Here is a 20071-nt window from a genome sequence, read left to right on the forward strand (position 1 = left end):
GGCCTCGCCCGCCCGGTGCATCGTGCCCCCGGTCCCGACGCCCAGCGCCTCGGAGCCGGGGGTGCGGTCCGTCACCGACGGTGGGGTGCGGCGCACAGGCGTGACGCAGTTGGCGGAGCGCCGTCCTCGACGCCGGAGAAGAGTGGGCCCCATGGGGCTCGAACCCATGACCCGCGGATTAAAAGTCCGATGCTCTACCAACTGAGCTAGAGGCCCTCGGCGACAACAATACGGGATCATGCGCGGCGCCGTCGTCGCTCGGACGCCCCGCCGGGGGAGTGAGTGTCAGGGGTCGCGCCTATCGTTGAGGCGATGCCAAGAGACTTCCACCGCCCCACCCAGTTCTCCGGCGCCGAGTTCGAGGCCTTTCAAGGCGGAGACGACCCGGCGACGATCAACCGCGTCGCCCACGAGTCCGCCGCGGCGCTCGTCGCCCGCGTCAAAGACGACCCGTCGCCCGAGATCCTCGACCGCCTCGTCAGCTACACCGACCTCCACGGCATCGACGCCGTCGCCGAGCTGTGGGCCCACGCCGGGGCGCACACCCTGCCCGGCGCCCTCTGGCGCATCTACCTCGTGCGGGCGGTCATCCGGCAGAACCCGGCCGACATCACGTTCCTCTTCGAGCGCGGCGTCGAGTCGTCGTCGACCATCGACCCCATCGTCGCGGGTGCCCCGGCGCCGGCCAGCCCGGAGGAGATCCTCGAACTCGCCGACCTCATCCTCCGCGGCGTGTTCGTCGGCGACTTCGCGACGGCGCTCGAGCGAGGGGCGGCGTTCTGCCGCCTCGCCTCCGCCGGGGCCACGAATCTCGCAGACGACCACGACTCGATCGGCTCCGACCACGCCTCCGACCTGACCCGCCGGGCACTGCGGCTCTCCGAACTCGCCGTCGACCTCGTCGCCTGCGCCCACCTCTGGCGCACCGACAGTCTCGACTGACCCCTGCCTCGCGCCACCCGCCCGATGCAAGTCGGCGGGCGCATCAGGTCGCGGATTTCGCACCCGGCGAACGTCGAGGCGGATGCCCGAGACAGCGGGTAACATCGATTCTCGCCGGGCCGCAGTAACCCCGGGCTCCAAATTTAGCCGCTTCGAGCGGCCTCGCGCCGAGAGGCGTTTCTGCGGCCTGGCACCTCTTCCGGCTGAAGCCGACATCACCAGTCGTGCATCGCCCGCAAACTCGCCCAATCCGGCTGCGAGCTCGTGCCGAACCAATTGTGTGAGAGCGAAAGCTCCTCCGCCGGTTCCGGTCTCCCTAAGACCGGGGTCAGCGGTCCGCTTCCTCCACGAGGCCCTCGGCGTGTTTACCATCCCAGGCGGTGCGCCTCGCGGAGGGAGCGGACACACTCCACGTCACCCGACGTGCTGTCCACAATCGCAGGCGCGAAGCGTCCTGCACGACCCGACGCGGCCGTCACGATCTTCTCGTGAACAGGCCCCTGAGAAGCGCACGGAGGTGAACCCTGACATGCTGAAGCTCGTGACCCGAGAGACCGAGATGCCCGACGCGGCGCAACCGTCGTCCCCCGACGAGCTGCTGCACAGGGTCGCCGGCGGCGACCAGGTCGCATTCGGAGAGCTGTACGACCAGACTGCGCCACGGGTGCTGGGTCTGATCAAGCGCCTCCTGAAAGACCACTCGCAATCGGAAGAGGTCGCCCAAGAGGTGTTCCTCGAGATCTGGCAGACGGCGTCGCGCTTCGACACCACGCGCGGCAGCGCCGCGAGCTGGATGCTCACCATGGCTCACCGGCGGGCGGTGGATCGCGTCCGCGCCTCGCAGGCCGGTCGTGACCGCGACCTCCGCATCGGCGTCCGCGACATGGCTCCCGAATACGACTCGGTCACCGAGTCGGTCGAGATCCGCATCGAGCACGAGCGCGTCGAACGGGCTCTGGCCCGATTGACCGAGCTCCAACGCCAGGCGGTCCAACTGGCCTACTACGGCGGCTACAGCCACAGTGAGGTGGCCACCATGCTGGGGGTGCCGATCGGCACCGTCAAAACACGACTCCGCGACGGAATGATCCGACTTCGCGACGAAATGGGGGTTGCCTCGTGAACGACCGCAACGAACCCACCGGCACCGATGGTGTCGGCGAAGCGACGGAGAACCTCTCCGGCGCGTACGTGCTCGACGCCCTCGGCGACGACGAGCGACACGCCTTCGAGGGACTCCTCGACGGCTCACCCGATCTGCAGAGAGAAGTGGCCGATTTGCGCGAGACAGCACTGTTGCTCGCTCACGCGGCACAGCCGGTGGCACCCTCGGCCGAGCTGCGGAGCTCGCTGATGGAGAAGATCGCCCGCACACCCCAGCTGCCGCCGCTGCGGCAGCCCGAGGCCGAGACCGCCGGAGGCGCGGGTGACGAGCACGAGCGCGTCGCCCCCCAGCGTCGGCCCGTCCCCGAGATGGAGCCCACCGAGACCGAGGCGCGCATCCTGCGTCCGACCGGTGCCGCCGAGCGTCGTTGGTTCACCCGCCCCGCCGCGATCCTCGGCGCTGCTGCAGCAGCCGCCGGTCTGTTCTTCGGCGGAGGCGCCGTGATCTCCGCAGTCAGCGGCCCGGGTCAGTCGCAGGAGGCGACGGCTTCGGCTCTCGACGAGATCTACGCCGCGTCCGACTTCCAGCGCACGGTGGCCGAGGTCAGCACGGGCGGGACGGCCACGCTCGTCTGGTCGAACGAGCTGCAGCGCAGCGCGATCGTCGCCGACGGCCTCGAGTCGCTGCCCGGCGACCGCACCTACGAGCTCTGGTACATCGGCGACGACGGCCCCATCCCGGCGGGCACGTTCGACACGACGACCGACTCGGCCGTCACGCAGGTGCTCAAGGGCGAGATGTCGCCCGGCGACGTCGTCGGCGTCACGATCGAGCCGGCCGGCGGCTCCGACCAGCCGACCACCGAGCCGATCGTGGCCCTGCCGAGCGCCTGACGCGACGCGACCACGAGAACGACGAGAGGCGCCCCACCTGCTGGTGGGGCGCCTCCTCGGCTCTCCGGGGTTCTAGACCGGACGGGGCCCGGACCGGCCCGAGGGCTCGATCAACCGAAGCGGCCCGAGACGTAGTCCTCCGTCGCCTGAACGCTCGGCTTCGAGAACATCGTGGCCGTGTCGTCGTACTCGATGAGCTTGCCCGGCTTGCCCGTGCCGGCGATGTTGAAGAACGCCGTCTTGTCGCTGACGCGGCTGGCCTGCTGCATGTTGTGGGTCACGATCACGATCGTGTACTCCTGCTTCAGCTCCTCGATGAGGTCCTCGATGGCGAGCGTCGAGATCGGGTCGAGGGCCGAGCAGGGCTCGTCCATCAGCACGACGTCGGGCGAGACCGCGATCGCGCGGGCGATGCAGAGACGCTGCTGCTGCCCGCCCGACAGACCCGAGCCGGGCTTGTCGAGGCGGTCCTTGACCTCGTTCCAGAGGTTGGCGCCCTGCAGCGACTTCTCGACCAGGCCGTCCTGGTCGCTCTTCGACATGCGGCGGTTGTTGAGCTTCACACCGGCGAGCACGTTGTCGCGGATGCTCATCGTCGGGAACGGGTTCGGGCGCTGGAAGACCATGCCGACCTGACGACGGACGAGCACCGGGTCGACGCCGGGGCTGTAGAGGTCGTTGCCGTCGATCAGGACCTCGCCGTCGACGTACGCCCCGGGGATCACCTCGTGCATGCGGTTCAGCGTGCGGAGGAAGGTCGACTTGCCGCAGCCGGAGGGGCCGATGAAGGCCGTGACGGTGCGGGGCTCGATGGTGATGTTGACGTCTTCGACGGCCTTGAACTTGCTGTAGAAGACGTTGAGGTCACGGACCTCGATGCGCTTGGACATGGTTCCTCCGGGTGGTTCCTGGCCTAGCGGCCGAGCTTGGGTGCGAAGATTCGGGCGATCAGACGGGCGAGCAGGTTCAGCGCCATGACGATCAGGATGAGGGTGAGGGCCGAGGTCCACGCACGGTCGATGTAGGCGGCCGCGTCGGTGCCCTGGCTCACGTAGGAGCTGTAGGCGAAGACCGGCAGCGACTGCATGCGGCCGTCGAACAGGTTGTAGTTCATGCTCGCGGTGAAGCCGGCGGTGATCAGCAGCGGGGCGGTCTCGCCGATGATGCGCGCGATGGCGAGCATGACACCGGTCGTGATGCCGGCGATCGACGTGGGGAGGACCACCTTGAGGATGGTCAGCCACTTCGGCACGCCGAGCGCGTACGCCGCCTCGCGCAGCTCGTTCGGCACGAGTTTCAGCATCTCCTCCGTGCTGCGGACCACCACGGGGATCATCAGCACGGCCAGGGCGACGGAGCCGGCGGCGCCCATGCGGACGCCCTCGCCGAAGAAGATGACGAACAGGGCGTAGGCGAACAGACCCGCGACGATCGAGGGGATGCCCGTCATGACGTCGACGAAGAACGTGATCGCCCTGGCCAGACGGCCCGTGCCGTACTCGACGAGGTAGATCGCGGTCAGCAGGCCGATCGGCACCGAGATCACCGCGGCGAACGCGGTCATCAGAACGGTGCCCACGATCGCGTGCAGGCCACCGCCTCCTGCGCCGACGACGTTGCGCATCGACTGGGTGAAGAAGTCGCCGTCGAAGCGACCGGAGCCGGCGGTGACGACCGTGATCAGCAGCGAGACGAGCGGGATGAGGGCGATGATGAACGCCGACCCGACCAGGGTCGTGACGACGCGGTCCTTCGCGCGGCGGATGCCCTCGACCTGCATGGCGACCACGAAGACCAGAGCCGCGTAGAGGACGGTGCCGAGGATGAGCGCTGGCACCCAGTTGAAGCCCTCGGTGACCCCGGCGGCCTGCAGCAGGGCGAAGACGACGCCCATGATGATCCAGCTGCCGATGAGGATGATGACGGGGGCGCCCTTGGGCAGGCGTCCGGTCGTCAGGGTGTTGACGGCCTGGCTCTCGCGACGCACGCCGCTCGTGGTGGGGGTGGTCGTGGCCATCAGTTCGCTCCCGAGAAGGCCTTGCGGCGGTTGATGACGAAGCGGGCGATCGAGTTGACGATCAGCGTGATGACGAACAGCACGAGGCCGGTCGCGATCAGGGTGTTGATGCCGATGTCGTGCGCCTCGGGGAACCTCAGCGCGATGTTCGCGGCGATGGTCGACGAGTTGGTGGACGTGAGGATCGCGGGGTTGATGACGAGCGCCGGCGACAGCACGAGGGCCACGGCCATCGTCTCGCCCAGGGCGCGCCCGAGACCGAGCATGGCGGCGGAGATGATGCCGGGGCGGCCGAACGGCAGGACGGCGATCTGGATCATCTCGAAGCGCGTGGCGCCGAGGGCCAGCGCGGCCTCTTCGTGCAGCACGGGCGTCTGGAGGAACACCTCACGGCTGAGGGCGGTGATGATCGGCAGGATCATCACGGCGAGGACGATGGAGGCGGTGAGCAGCGTCCGCCCCGTGCCCGACACCGGGCCGGCGAAGATCGGGATCCACCCGAAGGTGTCGACCAGCCAGGTGTAGAACGGCTGGATCGCGGGGGCGAGGACGATGCTGCCCCAGAGGCCGAACACGACCGACGGCACGGCGGCCAGCAGGTCGATGATGTAGCCGAGACCCTGCGCGAGGCGGCGGGGCGCGTAGTGCGAGATGAAGAGCGCGATGCCGATGGCGACGGGCAACGCCATGAGCAGGGCGAGGGCAGCCGCGTAGACCGTTCCGAACGCGAGGGGGCCGACGTACTGGAAGAACGAGTCGGGGAACCCCGAGAGCGAGATGTCGTCGGCGTTCGCGGTGAGCGCCGGGATGCTCTGGACGACGAGGAACAGCGCGACCGCGGCGAGGATCGCGAGGATCAGCCCGCCGGCGACGATCGTGCTGCCCGCGAAGATCCGATCGGCGGGACGACGCCGGGGTTTTGGCGCCTGGGGCGGCGCCGAGGTCGTAGCGGGGGCGGTCATCGGACGGATCCTCCGGGTGATCGGTGTTCGAGTCGAGCGGGGCGATTCAGGCAGACGGCCCGGGAACGCACGCGGTGCGCCCCCGGGCCTGTCGTGTGGTGCGGGTCGTTACTTGATCAGCTCGATCGCGGCGGCGACCTGGGTCGAGAGCTCGCTCGAGATCGGAGCCGAGCCGGCGGCCTCGGCCGCGACCTGCTGGCCCTCGTCGCTCGTGACGTAGCTCAGGTACGACTTGACCAGCTCGCCCTGCGCGGCGTCCTCGTAGGACTCGCACGCGATCAGGTAGCTGACGAGGACGATCGGGTAGACGCCGGCTGCATCGGTGGTGCGGTCGATCTCGATGGCGATGTCGCCCTCGGTGCGGCCCTCCTCCTCGGGGGAGGCGTCGACGATGGCCGCGGCGGCCTCGGGCGAGTAGCCGACGAACTCGTCGCCGACCTTGACCTTGGCGACACCGAGGTCACCGGCGCGCGAGGCGTCGGCGTAGCCGATGGTGCCGGTGCCGTTGGTGACCGCGTCGATGACACCCGAGGTGCCGGTGGCGCCCTCGCCGTCCTTCGTCGGCCAGACGCCGTCCGCCTCGGCCGTCCACACGTCGGGGGCGGTCTTGTTGAGGTAGTCGGTGAAGTTCTCGGTGGTGCCCGAGTCGTCGGCGCGGTGCACGGCCGTGATCGGCGTGCTGGGCAGGTCGACGCCGGGGTTGTCGGCGGCGATCTCGTCGGCGTCCCACGTGGTGATCGAGAGGTTGAAGATGCCGGCGATCGTGGCGGGCGACAGGTTCAGCTCGGTGATGCCGTCGAGGTTGAAGACGACCGCGATGGGCGAGACGTAGGCGGGCAGCTCGACGATGCCGGTGTCGGGCGTGCAACCGGCGAAGGTGCTCGACGAGATCTCGTCGGTGGTGAACGCACGGTCCGAGCCGGCGAAGGCGGCCGCACCGGAGATGAAGCTCTCGCGCCCGCCACCCGAACCCTGGGGGTCGTAGTTGACCGTGACGCCCTCGTTGGCCGTCTGGTAACCGGCGACCCAGGACTCCTGCGCAGCCTGCTGCGACGAGGCGCCGATGCCGGAGATCGTGCCGGAGAGGTCGGAGCCGCCCTCGGAGGAGCCGGACGAGCCGCCTTCGTTCGTGGCGCAGGAGGCGAGGAGCATGGTGCCGACTGCGGCGATGGCGACGAGGCTGCCGGTGCGCTTGAAATTCAAGTGTGATTCCTTCTCGGGTGGTGACGACTGTGTTCTGAGACCGGGTTCCGGCCCCTGCGAGACGCTACGTCGACGGGTTAACCACGGTCGCCCGTCTCGGTGAACGGCAGGTAAACGGGCGGGGAACATCGGAGCCGTCCGCGGCGGCGCTCCGACGCGTTCCGCGCGCCAGGGTGTTGGTGTGCGAATCGCGACGGATCTGGGGCGGAACGGGGTGTTTCGACGAAGATGAGCGGCGTGCCGCGGCCGTTCGGTCGGGTTCGGCACGGCTGCAGCCGTCCGCGCGGTCGCGATCTGCACGCGGGGCGCGGTCGCGATGTGCGCAGGGGCGGGCGCGGTCGCGATTTGCACAGTCGTCGGGCGCCGCGCGTGGGCAGGGCGGCGCCGCGCGCGGGCCGGGCGGCGCCGCGTCAGGCGAGCGGGCCGTGCGTCTCGACGGCGACCAGCGAGGCGTCGGTGGTCGACACGTGCAGCACCGTGTACTCGCCCGGCGACAACGAGGAGGCGCGGCGCAGATCGAGCCGTTCGCCCCCCTTGGTCGCGAGCGCGATCTGACGGATCAGCTCGGGCAGCACGGGACCGTGGCTGCAGAGCACCGCACTGGTGCGCTTCTTGAGACGCTTAGCGACGACGCTCGCGACGTCGTCGGAACCGTTCTCGAACGAGTCCTGGCTGATGGCGTCGGTCTGCTTGACGCCGACGCGGGTGAGCGCCGAGAGGGGCTCGAGCGTGGCGAGGCAGCGGGCGGCCGTGCTGCTGACGATCCGCTGCGGTGACCAGGCGGCGATCCCGGGGGCGATCGACTTGGCCTGCCGTCGACCGGCGGGGAGCAGCGGTCGCGTGGCGTCCGAGCCGCTCCAGTCGCCGGGGGCGGTCGTCTTGGCATGACGCAGGGCGACGAGGGCGAAGGTGCGGGCGTTCTTCGCCGCGACGCGGTCGGCGAATCGCGCGAGCACGTCGGCGTCGCGCTCGTAGGTCAGCTTCGCGCGGGCCTTGTCGATGCCGACCCACTCGATGGCGCCGACCTCGCTGTTGGGCGTGAACTCGCCGGCGGCGACGAAGGCCTCGTCGGTGACCTCGGCGGCCCAGTAGTGCACGATCTTGTCGCGGCCGCCGGGCATGACGTACTCGACGTGCCCGAGGGGGGCGCCGAGGGCGACCCGGTAGCCGGTCTCCTCCCGGATCTCGCGCACGGCCGCCTGAGGCGTCGACTCGCCGGGGTCGACCTTGCCCTTGGGCAGCGACACGTCGCCGTGATGATCGCGGTGGATCAGCAGCACCCGGGCCTTGCCGTCGACGAAGCGGAAGAGCACGGCGCCCGCGGCGACGACGGTCGTCGAGGCGACGGTCACCGGCTGCTCCGCTTGCGCTGGTTGATCTGCTTCATCAGCGCGTTCTGCAGGTCGACCAGAGGGCGGCCCGACTCGTCGCGCGCGTGCCGCGTCCACGTGCCGTCGGCCTCGAGCCACCACGAGGCGGTCTCGTCGCTCATGGCGCTCTCGAACAGCGACGCCACCTCGTCGAGGTGGTTCTGCTGGGTGAGGCGGACGAGCGCCTCGACGCGGCGGTCGAGGTTGCGGTGCATCATGTCGGCACTGCCGATGAACAGCTGCGGGTCGCCGTCGTTCGCGAACCAGAAGAGCCTGGAGTGCTCGAGGTAGCGGCCGAGGATGGATCGGACCCGGATGGTCTCGCTCAGACCGGGCTGCCCGGGCTTGATGGTGCAGATGCCGCGCACCCAGACGTCTACCGGCACCCCGGCCTGGCTGGCCTTGTAGAGCGCGTCGATGATCTGCTCGTCGACGATCGAGTTGATCTTGATCTTGATGCCCGACGGGCGACCGGCCTGGGCGTTCTCGATCTCGTTCTGGATCTGCTTCAGCAGACCGCGGCGGAGATAGCGCGGCGCGACCAGCAGGCGCTTGAACTTCTTCTCGATGGCGTAGCCGGAGAGCTCGTTGAACAGACGCGTGAGGTCTTTGCCGACCTGGTCGTCGGACGTGAAGAGACCCATGTCTTCGTAGATGCGGCTCGTCTTCGGGTTGTAGTTGCCCGTGCCGATGTGCGTGTAGTGCTTGAGCGTGCCCTTCTCCTGGCGGATGACCAGGGCGAGCTTGCAGTGCGTCTTCAAGCCGACGAGGCCGTAGACGACGTGCACGCCGGCCTTCTCGAGCTTGCGGGCCCAGGTGATGTTGTTCTGCTCGTCGAACCGGGCCTTGACCTCGACCAGCGCCAGCACCTGCTTGCCCGACTCGGCGGCGTCGATCAGGGCCTCGATGATGGGCGAGTCGCCGCTGGTGCGGTACAGCGTCTGCTTGATGGCCAGCACGTTGGGGTCGGCGGCCGCCTGCTCGAGGAACGCCTGGACGCTCGTCGCGAACGACTCGTACGGGTGGTGCACGAGGATGTCCTGGCGGGCGATGCTGGCGAACATGTCGGGCTTCATGTTCGGCTCGGTCGGCTGCAGCTGCACGGCCGTGGTGGGCAGGTGCTTCGGGTACTTGAGGTCGGGGCGCGACATCTTCGTGATCTCGAACAGCCCGGCGAGGTCGAGCGGCGCGGGCAGCTTGTAGACCTCTTGATCGGTCACGTCGAGCTCGCGCACGAGCAGCTCGAGCGTCACGGGATCCATGTCGTCGGTGATCTCGAGACGGATCGGGGGCCCGAAGCGACGACGCAGCAGCTCGCGTTCGAGGGCCTGGATGAGGTTCTCCGACTCGTCTTCGTCGACCTCGACGTCTTCGTTGCGGGTGACGCGGAACACATGGTGCTCGACGACCTCCATGCCCGGGAACAGGTCTTGCAGGTGGTTCGCGATGAGGTCTTCGAGGGGGATGAACCGCACGCGCCCGGATTCGTCGTCGGGGAGCTGGACGAAGCGCGGCAGCATCTGCGGCACCTTCAGGCGCGCGAACTCCTGTCGCATCGTCTTCGGGTTGCGGACCCGAATGGACAGGTTGAGCGACAGCCCCGAGATGTACGGGAACGGGTGCGCCGGGTCGACGGCGAGCGGCATCAGCACGGGGAAGATCTGCTCGGTGAAGATCTCGCGCATGCGCACGCGGTCGGCCTCTTCGAGGTCGGACCACTTCTCGACGTGGATGCCGGCCTCGTCGAGGTCGGGCTTGACGATGTCCAGGAACGCGCGCGCGTGCCGCTCTTGCAGCTCGTGCGCCTTGTTGCTGATATCGGCCAGCACCTCGTTCGGACCGCGGCCGACGTTGGTCGGCACCGCCAGCCCGGTCGCGATGCGACGCTTCAGACCGGCCACGCGGACCATGAAGAACTCGTCGAGGTTGCTCGCGAAGATCGCCAGGAAGTTCGCCCGCTCGAGCAGGGGGGTGCTCGGGTCTTCGGCGAGCTCGAGCACCCGCTGGTTGAACGAGAGCCAGCTGAGCTCACGGTCGAGGTACCGCTCGGCGGGGAGGGTGCCGTCTTCGAAGCTGACGATCTCGTCGAAGTCGTCGAGGAAGTCGGGGGTGACGCCGGCGCCGTCGACTCGGGGTTCGCTGTCCATCGTCCTATCGTGCCACCGCCCGGGCCCCTCGCGACGCCGCTCAGGTAAACGGTGGATGACGAGGCCCGGCGGGCGCCCTGAGGAGGAGCGGTGCGGGTGTCAGAGAGCGCCTCCCCGCAGTCGCGCGACCGACCGCCAGGTGATCGTGCGCCACAGCCACTCGACCGGCCCGTACGACAGGCGGGTCAGCCAGAGGCGGCTCGCCACGGCCTGCACGACGAGCAGCCCGAGGGCCAGCAGCAGGCCGGGGGTCGGGTCCGATCGCTCCGATGCGTCGACGCCCGGGACGAGCGCCACGACGGACGCGATCACGATCGAGGCCGACACGTAGTTCGTCAGAGCCATGCGCCCCAGCGCCTCGAAGGCGGCGGCGAGGACGCGTCGCACCGGCGTGCGCCAGAGCAGCGCGAACCCGGTGACGTACGCGACGGACAGGACCATGCCCACGGATTCCGCGACGAAGCCGTACGACAGCTCGGGGCCGAGGAGGAGCTGCAGTGCGGCGCCGGCCGCACCCACCAGGGCTGAAACGACGAACACCCGGACGACGCGTGGCCCGCCGCGCTCGAGGGCGGCGGGCAGCCCGAACGACGCCGAGGCCGAGCCGAGCGCCAGCAGGCCCGGCACGGTGGCCATCCCGCCGCCGACGGCGAAGCCGGCCGCCAGCAGCACGACCCCCGCCACGGCGACGATCACGCGGGGGGCGAGGATCGCGAGGGGGAGGATCAGCAGCCCGCCGACGGCGTAGATCCGCAGGACGTCGCCGGGGAACACGAGCGCGTGCAGCAGGCCCATGCCGAACAGGGCCCCGAGTCGGAGCAGCAGCGGCGGCCACGGCGACGAGCCCCGGCGCCGCGCCGACGTCACGATCAGCTGCAGGCTGAGGCCGAAGAGGAAGCAGAAGATCGGGACGAAGCGCGACTCGACGAGCAGATCGAGGGCGGTGGCGCCGACGCTCGGTCGCCAGTCGCCGGCCTCGAGGCCGTAGCCGAGCGTCGTCAGCGACCCCACGTTGGTCAGGAGGATGCCCGCGAGCGCGAAGCCCCGGATGGTGTCGACGAGCCGCCAGCGGGTCGACGACGGTGGCGAGGGAGGCGCGGTGACGGAGTCGAGAGACGATCCAGTATGAGACATGCCACGATTCTGGCACCGGGCCTCCTGAACGACGTCGTCCCACCGGATGACATCGCCGGGGCGGTGTCGTCCGATGGGACGAGGGTGTTCGGGCTTACTTCTCCTCCTGCTTCAGCGCGAGGCCGAGAGCGAAGAACGTGGGCGCCCAGTGGCCGATGAAGATGCCCCAGCGGTCGGACTGCGCCTTGTCGGACGAGTCCTTGCCCTGCGAGGCGAGCCAGGCGACGAGCGCGATGACGATGGAGGCGAAGCCGCCCCAGTAGGCGTGCTTGCTCTGGACTCCGAGGTCCGAGACGAATTTGACGGGGTTCATGGTGGTCTCCTGTGCTGCGGTCGAGGCGTGGTCTGTTCCGGTCGACCTCAATCCACACCCTGCCGCTGAGAGCGCCATGGCAGATCGTCGTCCCCCTGGGGAGTAAGCGCCATCGCACCCGTCAGCAGCCCGATCTGTACCCCGTTCTGTACCCCGTGCCGGGGCGAGGGCCCCGTTGTCCGGGCTAGGCCCAGCCGCCGACGTACCCCTCGACGTCGGGCTCGTCGACGAGTCGCACCACGGAGGGGCTGCAGCGCTCGACGGTCTCGTGCAGCGCGTCCGAACCCCAGCGTCGACCTCTGATCGCCGCTCGCCGGGAGCTGACGGTGAGGAGGGTCGCGCCCTCGTCGTCGACGTAGACGATCGCCCCGGGCCCGCGTCCGTCCAGCTCGGCGACGGCCCGCCGCAGCTCGCCGTCGCGCACCCGCACCGGCGCGTCGGCGACCACCACGTCGACCCTGACCCGGTCGAGCCGACGGCCGTCGATCGCCAGCCCGGCGTCGTCGCCGACCACCGGCGCCCCGACGACCGACGCCTCGGGCACCTCCGCCAGGATCGAGTCCAGGCAGACGAACCGCGCCGCCTCGCCTCCCGTGAGGGGACCATGCAGGGCGACGTCGGCGTGCGGTCCGCGCAGCGCCCGGCCGCGGGACCCGGGGGCGGGCACGAGATCGGCGAGCAGCAGGGCCTCGGCGTTCTTCGCCCGTTGTCGATCGGCCAGGTCGCGGCCCGACCACTCCGGCCCGTCGTGCCAGGCCACGGCCGACGGCACGTGCGCCAGCACACCGCCCGCGAGCCAGGCGCGGTAGGCCCACTCCCAGTCCTCGCCGCCGTAGCGGGTGAACGCCTCGTCGTAGCCGCCGGTGTCGGCGAACAGGTCGGCCGAGCAGGCGGTGACCGCGCCGATCACGAAGCGGTACGAGCGGTCGTCGGCGTCGAGCAGATCTCGCGAGTCGGCGTACGCGCGGCGGAGCCAGGCCGGCTCGTCCAGTTCGAGGGCGGGGGCGACCTGCTCGACCCGTGCCTCCTCGGGGGCCCGATCGAGCGCCGCATGACGTCGGCGACCGGCCGCGACGACGTCCGAGGCGAGGGCGGGCAGGCGGGTCAGCTCGCGCACGTAGTCGGGCTCGGGCGCGGTGTCGGCGTCGAGGAAGCACAGCACGTCTCCGTCGGCGACCGAGGCGCCGAGGTTGCGGGCGGCGGCGAGGCGGAACCCGCGGTCCTCCTGCACGACGAGTCGCACACCGTCGGGCACGCGCGGCGTCTCGGGCGACCCGTCGTCGACCACCACCACCTCGAGTCGGGAGGCCGGGTGCGTCTGTCGGGCGAGTGCGAGCAGCGTGCGGTCCAGCTGCGCCTGCTGCCGGTAGTGCGCCACGACGACGGTGACCGAGGGAGGCGCGGGTGGCGTCACCCCGTCGAGGAGGTCCCAGCGGTTCCCCGGCAGGGCGCGCCCACGCCCGGGTCGGGGCGTCGGGCCGGTCACGGGGCGACCTCGCGCCACCACGCCAGGTGCGCCGCGGCGGTGTCGTCGAGGGTGGGGGCCAGAGAGGTGCCGGCCGGAAGCGCCGTCGACCGCGGGTCGCGGTGCGCGGCGAGCAGCGCGGCCGCCAGGGCGCCGTCGGACTCGGGGTCGTACAGGGCGATGCTGCCGGGCCGGAGGGCGTCCATCTCGCGGGTGTACCGGGTGTCGGCGACCACGGCCCGGCGACCCTGCTCGGCCCAGTCGAGCAGCGAGCGGGACGCCGACCAGTGGCGGTGCGCCACGAGGGGCACGACGGGTGCGTGGAAAGCGGCGGCGTAGGCCTCGTCTCCGAGTCGCCCCGTCACCTCGAAGCGGACGCCGACCGCCGTCGCGGCCGACGCCAGCGCCTCGACGTCGCGCTCGTGACCGGCCGACGGGCCGCCGAGGGCCACGACCGTCGCCGATGCCGCCTCGCCCCGGCGCACCAGGTCGCCGCAGGCCGCGATCGCGTCGTCGTGCCCCTTGCCCGGGTAGACGTAGCCGGCGATGACGACGCGCAGCTCGGACGGGTCGACCGCAGGAGGCGCGGATGCGGCATCCACGCCCGACCCCGCCGACCCCGCCGAGGCGAACGGCGCGCCGGGTCGCGTCCCGAGCGGGGCGACCAGCACGCGGGGGAGAGCGTCGTCGACGTGCTCGGCCAGCAGCGACCGCTCGTGCTCGCTGCTCACGACGACGCCGTGGGCGGCCCGCGCCATGCGACGGTACGCGGCGGCGCGCCGGTGCACCGCGGTCTCGCCGTCCGACGGCTGGGGGAGGTCGTGCAGGGTCACCGTCAGCGAGGTGAGGGCGGCCAGTCGTTCGATCCGGTCGGCCGCGTCTTCGAGACTCGACCCGAACAGCTTGTCGGTCACGTGCAGATGGACCCGGGCGGGGCGCTCGTCGGCGACGAGGGTCTCGGCGAGCTCGGCCGTCGCGACGTCGCGACGCCGCACAGCCGGGTCGGCCTCGATCAGCGAAGCGGCGACGTCGGACGCGTAGGCCGTCACGCCGTGAGAGGGCGGGCCGACGACGATGCAGAGTGGGGTGGGCACGCGTCGGACGTTACACGCGGCAGCACCCCCGCCCGAGCGCCTGCCGAGGCCCCTGTGGAGAACGACGGACAGCACGCACCCGATCGGCCTCCCTGGGAGTACGTTCCACAGGTGGCCCGAGTCGTCGTCGACGCTCGGGCGCCGAGAAGCGGAGGAAGCATGACGCGCCCCTTGCGCGTCGTGGCCGTCCCCGCCTCGCACCCCTACGTGCGTCGGGTGACCGCCGACGACGCGATCACACTCCACGACGACCCGCGCCCCGACGGCGCCGGGCCGGGCGTCTGGTGGCCCCCGGTCGCGCTCGACGCGGCCTGGATCCGCGCCCACGCCGACGAGGCCGACCTGCTGCACATCCACTTCGGCACCGAGTCGTTCGACGTCGCCCACCTCGTGGACGCCGTCGACGCGGCCCACGCCGTCGGCTGGCCCGTCGTCCAGACAGTCCACGACCTCGACCACCCGCAGCTCGCCGACGCCGACCAGGGCCGCTACGTCGCCCAGCTCGACGCCCTCTTGCCCCGTGTCGACGCGGTTCTGACCCTGACCGAGGGCGCCGCGGCCGAGATCGCGCGCCGCTGGGGAGTCGAGGCCGTCGTCGTGCCGCACCCGCGCCTCCTCGGCTCCGACTTCACCGCCGACACCGCGCCCATCGGGTTCGCCGCCGACGGGCGGGTCGTCGGCCTGCACCTGAAGGACCTCCGGCCCGGCGTCGACGGACCGGGTGCCACGACGGCGCTCGTCGCGGCCCTCGACCTCCTCCGCGCCCGCGGGGACGCCGTCACGGGCGAGGTGCGCCTGCACCGCTCCGTCCGCGACTCCGCCGCCCGCGACGAGGTCCGACGCCTCTGCGCCGCCTCCGACGCGGTCGTCCTCGTCGAGCACGACCGCCTCGACGACACCGCGCTCGCCGCAGGGCTCGCCCGCCTCGACGCCTGCGTGCTGCCCTACCGGCACGGCACCCACTCGGGCTGGCTCGAGCTCTGCTGGGACCTCGGAGTGCCCGTCGTCGCACCCGACACGGGGCACTACGCCGACCAGCACGACGACCCCACCGTCGCCTCCGCCCGGTTCGCCGCCGACGGCTCGGCGCTCGCCGACGCCCTCGACGGGGTGCTCCGGGCGGGTGCCCGCCCCGGCACGACACATCGACGTGACATCATCACTGCCCGATCGGCCGAACGCGACCGGGTCGACAGGGATGTCGTCCGCGCTCACCTGGCCGTCTACCGCGCCGCCCTGGCGCGTCCCCGAGCTCGGCCGGCACCGTCGGATCCCACGATCCAGCCCGCCCGACGACCCGCCCCGCCCGCCGAGAGGACCCCTGCGTGACACCGCCACGACCCTTGCGCATCGCCACCATCGCCCCACTCCGGTACCCCATCCGACAGCCGCACGCCGGCGGCGTCGAGTCGGCTCTGTGGAACGAGGTCGCGACCCTCCGCTCACGCGGTCACCATGTCGACCTCGTCGCCCCGCGCGGCTCGGACTTCATGACCGGCGGCCCGGCCGAGTACGTCATGCCCGCCGTCGCGTGGGCCGAGGGCGAGATCGCCGCCGACGACACCTACCCGGCTGGTTACCTCGACGACGCGCTGCCCCGTCTCGACGCGGCCCTCGACCGCATCCGCCGTCACGCCGACGACTACGACGTGGTCGTCAACCACTGCCTGCACGGTCTCCCGCTCGAGCGTGCCGGATCGCTCGGAGTCCCCGTCGTCTCGACCCTGCACACGCCCGTCATCCCCGAGCTGCTCGCCGCCGACCGCGCGTCGGTGGGCGGTCGCAGCACGTTCCTGTCGGTCAGTCGCCACACGGCCGACGAGTGGTCGGCCGCGGGCGTCGACTCGGTCGTGCTGCCGAACGGCGTCGACGAGTCGCTCTGGCCCCTGGGGCCGGGAGGCGCGGGTCTCGTCTGGTTCGGACGTCTCGTCCCCGAGAAGGGCACCCATCTCGCGATCGAGGCCGCGCGTCTCCTCGACCTGCCTCTGACGATCGTCGGTCGAATCGGCGACCAGGCCTATTTCGACCACTTCGTCGCCCCCGCGCTCGGCGACCGGGTCGCCTACGTCGGGCCTCTCGGGCAGGCCGAGCTGGCGGAGCTCGTCGGTCGGAGCGCCTGCTCGCTCACGACCCCGGTCTGGGCTGAGCCGTTCGGGCTCGTCGTGCCCGAGGCGCTCATGACGGGCACCCCCGTCGCCGCGCACGACGTGGGCGGGGTCACCGAGATCGCCCGCGGTTCCGTCGGGATCACCACCGTCACCCCGGGCGACCCGGCCGCATTGGCCGTCGCCGCGCGGGATCTCATCGAGGCGTCGCGCACGCCCGGAGGTCGCGACGACATCCGCGCCAGCACCATCGCGCGCTTCTCGCTCGGAGCCCGGGTCGACCGCCTCGAGGAGGTGCTGCGCGCGACGGTGCGCCGCGAGGGTCTCCGCCGCGAGGGTCTCGACCACGACGCTCTCGAGGTCGACACGTCGGACGCGTCTGACGCGTCGCACGCCGAGCGGCCCGAGGAGGCCGCGTGACCCGACCCGTCGTCGGCTGGTACCTGCATCATCACGGGGGAGGGCACGTCGCACGGTTCCGGGCCGTCCGCCCTCAGGTCGACGCCGACGTCGTCGTGTTCAGCTCGCGCCCCGCGCCCGACGACCTGCCCGCGGACACCCGCTGGACGACCCTTCCGCCCGACGCCGGGGTCGAGATAGACGATGCCGGGCGCGAGCTCGACCCCGCCGGGGCCGACCCGACGGCGGACGGCGTGCTGCACTGGGCGCCGCTCGGTCACCGGGGTCATCGCGACCGGCTCGCGGCGATCGCCGAGACCGTCGCCCGCGAGCGGATCGACGCGATGGTCGTCGACGTCTCGGTCGAGGTCGGACTGCTCGCGCGCCTCCTCGGCGTCCCGGTCGTGCTGTTCACCCAGCCCGGTGATCGCGACGACGAGCCGCACGCCCTGATCGAACGCCTCGCCGCCGCGATCGTCGCCCCCTGGCCGCGCGAGCTCATGGAGCCGGCGCATCTCGCCGCCCATCGCGACCTCGTCGCCTGCACCGGCGGCATCAGCCGGCACGACGGCCGCGCGGCACCTCGTGAGCCTGCGGCCGAACCCGACGGCACCCGCGTGCTCGTCCTCGCCGGAGGCGGCGGACACGACGTCACCGCCGACGACATCGAGGAGGCGCGCGCGGCCACCCCGGGAACGCACTGGACGGTGCTCGGGGTCGACGGCGTCGACGGGCAGCCGTCCGTCGTGGTGGACGACCCGTGGCCGGCCCTGAACCGGGCCGACGTGGTCGTCACCTGGGCGGGGCAGAACGCCGTCGCCGACATCGCCGCCGCAGGTGCCCGTGCGATCGTCGTGCCGCAGACGAGGCCCTTCGGCGAGCAGATCGCGACCGCGACCGCACTCGACCGCGCGGGGCTCGCCGTCGTCGAGCCGGTCTGGCCGACGGCCGAGCGGTGGCCCGAGGTCATCGCGCGCGCTCTCGAGCTCGAGCCCGACTGGGCGCGGTGGGGCACGGCCGGAGCCGCCCGCCGGGCCGCCGACGTCATCGAGCGCGTCGCCGGTTCGGAGCAGCAGCCCGGTCGGCACGTCGCCGTCGTCACCCTCTGCTCGGTCGCCCGGCTCGACCACCTGCGGCATCAGCTCGCGGCCGTCGTGCGCGATGCCGCGTCGCCCGAGCCCGGACCCGAGCCCGGACCCGACGCGTCTGCCCCGTCACGGTCGACGACTCCGCGGGTGTCCACCGTCGTGGTCTGGCTCGACGACGAGCCCGCCCCGAGCGATCTGGGCGTCGACCTCGTGGTGCACATGCCGCCGGCCGCCGAGGGCTTCCGGCTCGCCGCCGCACGCAACGCCGGGGCCGACGCCGCCGTGGGGCTCGGCGCCGACCTCGTGGTGTTCCTCGACGCCGACTGCGTGCCCTCGCCCTCGCTGGTCTCCCGCTACGTCGACGCCGCCCGCGCCGAACCCGACGCGGTGCTCTGCGGTCCCGTCACCTACCTCGCGCCCGGCGTCGACGTCGACGACCCGGCCGTGCTCGCCGAGCTGACCGCTCCGCACGCGGCTCGACCCGCGCCTCCTGCGGGGCTGCTGACACGGGCCGGCGACGGCGAGTACGCCCTGTTCTGGTCGCTCTCATTCGCGCTCACGGCACGGGCCTGGCGCTCCGGTCCGCGCTTCGACGAGCGCTACGTCGGCTACGGCGGCGAGGACACCGACTTCGCCTTCGCGTTCCGCCGGGCGGGTCGGCCGCTCGTCTGGGTCGGCGGGGCCGACGCGTACCACCAGCACCACCCGACCTCGTCGCCCCCGTGGCAGCACCTCGACGACGTGCTCCGCAACGGGCGGCTCTTCGCCGAGCAGTGGGGGGAGTGGCCGATGACGGGCTGGCTCGAGGCCTTCGCCCGCGGAGGAGCGGTGCGGCGCGTCGCCGACGGCTGGGAGCGCGTACCCGAGTGGGACGGCTCGCCCCGGCCCGGCGCGTGAGTCCGCTCAGCGCATGAGCGTGCAGCGTTTGAGCCCGCTCGGCGCGTGAACCCGCTCAGCGCGTGAGCGTGTACTGCACGTCGACCGCGTGGTCGGTGAATCCGCGCGCCGCGTACAGGCGGAGCGCCGCCGTGTTGTCACCCTCGACGTAGAGAGCCGCCGTGCCGACGCCCCTCTCGGCGAGGCGGGCCATCCCGGCGTCGACCACCGCGCCTCCCAGGCCCTCGCCCTGGTGGTCGGGGGAGACCCCGACCGCGTAGAACTCGCCCGGCTGGCCGGTCTCGACCTTGAGCCAGCAGAACGCGATCAGCTCGTCGCCGCGCCAGAGCAGCACGAAGTCGTCGGCGTCGAACCACGAGTCGGCGCGGCGCGCGTCGAGATCGCCCTGATCGAGCGAGCCCTGCTCGGGGTGATCGGCGAACGCGCGGGCGTTGAGGTCGAGCCAGGCCGTGTCGTCGACGCCGGGCCGGAAGGCGGCGACGCGGTCGCCGTCCGACAGACGGGGTGCGCGCGAGGTCACCGGGGCCCGCTGCTGCAGCAGTCGGCGGGTCTCGACGGCGCCGAAGCGGGAGCCGAGCGCCCGTGCGCCGGGCAGATCGCCGTGGGCCCAGAAGGCGATCGGGCCGGTCGTCTCGTCGAGCACCGTCTGCACGAGCCGCGCACCGAGACCACGGCCGCGGTGCTCGGGGTGCACGGCGAGCTCGGCCTCGCCCTCCCGGACGATCGCCGCCGCCTGGCCGTCGCCCAGCACCCGGGCCTCGCCCGAGCGCAGCTCGACCAGCGACTGGTCGTTGAACGGGGGGCTCCCGTCGGTCGTCGCGGCTGCGGACGCCAGGGCCAGCACGTCGGCGACCCGGCCCGCACCGCCCGTGCCGCCCGCACCGCTTCCGTCGAAGGCGGCCGAGGAGGCGCGGGTCGACCCGCCGGGATCGCTCAC

17 protein-coding genes and 1 tRNA gene are annotated in these 20071 nt (G+C 71.7%); 6 read left to right on the forward strand and 12 right to left on the reverse strand.

Annotated elements, in window-relative coordinates; all coding sequences use genetic code 11:
• Positions 1–143: 143 nt before the first annotated feature.
• Positions 144–216 (reverse strand) — tRNA-Lys (locus IFT51_RS11940).
• Between the two features lie 96 nt (positions 217–312).
• Between IFT51_RS11940 and IFT51_RS11945 the strand changes: the two genes are divergently transcribed.
• The 3 genes from IFT51_RS11945 (at position 313) to IFT51_RS11955 (ending at position 2940) form a co-directional block, all read left to right on the forward strand.
• Positions 313–942: a DNA-directed RNA polymerase subunit beta gene (locus IFT51_RS11945; RefSeq protein ID WP_192061310.1), complete on the forward strand. Its 630-nt coding sequence runs from the start codon at positions 313–315 to the stop codon at positions 940–942.
• A 529-nt stretch (positions 943–1471) separates the two neighbouring features.
• On the forward strand, positions 1472–2065 hold the full coding sequence (locus IFT51_RS11950; protein ID WP_192061311.1) for a sigma-70 family RNA polymerase sigma factor: 594 nt from the start codon (positions 1472–1474) through the stop codon (positions 2063–2065).
• Positions 2062–2940, forward strand: a complete 879-nt coding sequence (locus IFT51_RS11955; RefSeq protein ID WP_192061312.1) for an anti-sigma factor — start codon at positions 2062–2064, stop codon at positions 2938–2940. The genes IFT51_RS11950 and IFT51_RS11955 overlap by 4 nt, the downstream gene beginning before the upstream one ends.
• Before the next feature lie 110 nt (positions 2941–3050).
• On the opposite strand, the gene pstB is transcribed toward IFT51_RS11955, so the two are convergent.
• The 10 genes from pstB to IFT51_RS12005 form a co-directional block, all read right to left on the reverse strand.
• On the reverse strand, positions 3051–3830 hold the full coding sequence (gene pstB, locus IFT51_RS11960) for a phosphate ABC transporter ATP-binding protein PstB (RefSeq protein ID WP_192061313.1): 780 nt from the start codon (positions 3828–3830) through the stop codon (positions 3051–3053).
• Positions 3831–3853: 23 nt separating this feature from the next.
• Positions 3854–4957 carry a phosphate ABC transporter permease PstA gene (pstA, locus tag IFT51_RS11965; RefSeq protein ID WP_192061314.1) on the reverse strand — a complete coding sequence of 368 codons (1104 nt, stop codon included), beginning with the start codon at positions 4955–4957 and terminating at the stop codon, positions 3854–3856.
• Complete coding sequence (gene pstC / locus IFT51_RS11970; protein WP_192061315.1) at positions 4957–5919, reverse strand: phosphate ABC transporter permease subunit PstC; 963 nt, start codon at positions 5917–5919, stop codon at positions 4957–4959. The genes pstA and pstC overlap by 1 nt, the downstream gene beginning before the upstream one ends.
• A gap of 108 nt (positions 5920–6027) precedes the next feature.
• Positions 6028–7122 (reverse strand): phosphate ABC transporter substrate-binding protein PstS, encoded by a 1095-nt coding sequence (locus tag IFT51_RS11975; RefSeq protein WP_371740781.1) that lies wholly within the window; start codon positions 7120–7122, stop codon positions 6028–6030.
• Between the two features lie 410 nt (positions 7123–7532).
• Entirely contained in the window at positions 7533–8474 is a 942-nt protein-coding gene (locus IFT51_RS11980) for an NUDIX domain-containing protein (RefSeq protein WP_192061316.1), read from the reverse strand.
• The gene (locus IFT51_RS11985; RefSeq protein ID WP_192061317.1) at positions 8471–10639 is read right to left on the reverse strand and encodes an RNA degradosome polyphosphate kinase; all 2169 of its coding nucleotides are present in this window, start codon (positions 10637–10639) and stop codon (positions 8471–8473) included. The genes IFT51_RS11980 and IFT51_RS11985 overlap by 4 nt, the downstream gene beginning before the upstream one ends.
• Positions 10640–10738: 99 nt before the next feature.
• The gene (locus IFT51_RS11990) at positions 10739–11773 is read right to left on the reverse strand and encodes a DUF418 domain-containing protein (protein WP_192061318.1); all 1035 of its coding nucleotides are present in this window, start codon (positions 11771–11773) and stop codon (positions 10739–10741) included.
• Between the two features lie 94 nt (positions 11774–11867).
• Positions 11868–12086, reverse strand: coding sequence for a hypothetical protein (locus IFT51_RS11995; RefSeq protein WP_192061319.1), 219 nt, complete (start codon positions 12084–12086; stop codon positions 11868–11870).
• A 184-nt stretch (positions 12087–12270) separates the two neighbouring features.
• The gene (locus IFT51_RS12000; protein ID WP_192061320.1) at positions 12271–13572 is read right to left on the reverse strand and encodes a glycosyltransferase; all 1302 of its coding nucleotides are present in this window, start codon (positions 13570–13572) and stop codon (positions 12271–12273) included.
• Positions 13569–14645 carry a hypothetical protein gene (locus tag IFT51_RS12005; RefSeq protein ID WP_192061321.1) on the reverse strand — a complete coding sequence of 359 codons (1077 nt, stop codon included), beginning with the start codon at positions 14643–14645 and terminating at the stop codon, positions 13569–13571. Before IFT51_RS12005 ends, IFT51_RS12000 begins: the two co-directional genes overlap by 4 nt.
• 159 nt (positions 14646–14804) lie before the next feature.
• Here IFT51_RS12005 and IFT51_RS12010 point away from each other — a divergent pair, with 159 nt between their 5' ends.
• Genes IFT51_RS12010 through IFT51_RS15210 form a run of 3 tightly spaced genes read left to right on the forward strand, consistent with a single transcriptional unit; the run spans position 14805 to position 19134 of the window.
• Positions 14805–15974, forward strand: a complete 1170-nt coding sequence (locus IFT51_RS12010) for a glycosyltransferase (protein ID WP_192061322.1) — start codon at positions 14805–14807, stop codon at positions 15972–15974.
• Positions 15971–17170, forward strand: coding sequence for a glycosyltransferase (locus IFT51_RS12015; protein ID WP_192061323.1), 1200 nt, complete (start codon positions 15971–15973; stop codon positions 17168–17170). The genes IFT51_RS12010 and IFT51_RS12015 overlap by 4 nt, the downstream gene beginning before the upstream one ends.
• Complete coding sequence (locus IFT51_RS15210; RefSeq protein WP_371740782.1) at positions 17167–19134, forward strand: glycosyltransferase; 1968 nt, start codon at positions 17167–17169, stop codon at positions 19132–19134. Before IFT51_RS12015 ends, IFT51_RS15210 begins: the two co-directional genes overlap by 4 nt.
• 55 nt (positions 19135–19189) lie before the next feature.
• Here IFT51_RS15210 and mshD read toward each other — a convergent pair whose 3' ends face one another.
• The gene (gene mshD, locus IFT51_RS12030) at positions 19190–20071 is read right to left on the reverse strand and encodes a mycothiol synthase (protein ID WP_371740783.1); all 882 of its coding nucleotides are present in this window, start codon (positions 20069–20071) and stop codon (positions 19190–19192) included.

Source organism: Frigoribacterium sp. CFBP 13712 (assembly GCF_014842255.1).
Taxonomy (GTDB): Bacteria; Actinomycetota; Actinomycetes; order Actinomycetales; family Microbacteriaceae; genus Frigoribacterium.

Coding starts and splice junctions, on each gene's coding strand:
- IFT51_RS11945 (WP_192061310.1), top strand. CDS start 313: ATGCCAAGAGACTTCCACCGCCCCACCCAGTTCTCCGGCGCCGAGTTC.
- IFT51_RS11950 (WP_192061311.1), top strand. CDS start 1,472: ATGCTGAAGCTCGTGACCCGAGAGACCGAGATGCCCGACGCGGCGCAA.
- pstB (WP_192061313.1), bottom strand. CDS start 3,830: ATGTCCAAGCGCATCGAGGTCCGTGACCTCAACGTCTTCTACAGCAAG.
- pstA (WP_192061314.1), bottom strand. CDS start 4,957: ATGGCCACGACCACCCCCACCACGAGCGGCGTGCGTCGCGAGAGCCAG.
- pstC (WP_192061315.1), bottom strand. CDS start 5,919: ATGACCGCCCCCGCTACGACCTCGGCGCCGCCCCAGGCGCCAAAACCC.
- IFT51_RS11985 (WP_192061317.1), bottom strand. CDS start 10,639: ATGGACAGCGAACCCCGAGTCGACGGCGCCGGCGTCACCCCCGACTTC.
- IFT51_RS11990 (WP_192061318.1), bottom strand. CDS start 11,773: ATGTCTCATACTGGATCGTCTCTCGACTCCGTCACCGCGCCTCCCTCG.
- IFT51_RS11995 (WP_192061319.1), bottom strand. CDS start 12,086: ATGAACCCCGTCAAATTCGTCTCGGACCTCGGAGTCCAGAGCAAGCAC.
- IFT51_RS12010 (WP_192061322.1), top strand. CDS start 14,805: ATGACGCGCCCCTTGCGCGTCGTGGCCGTCCCCGCCTCGCACCCCTAC.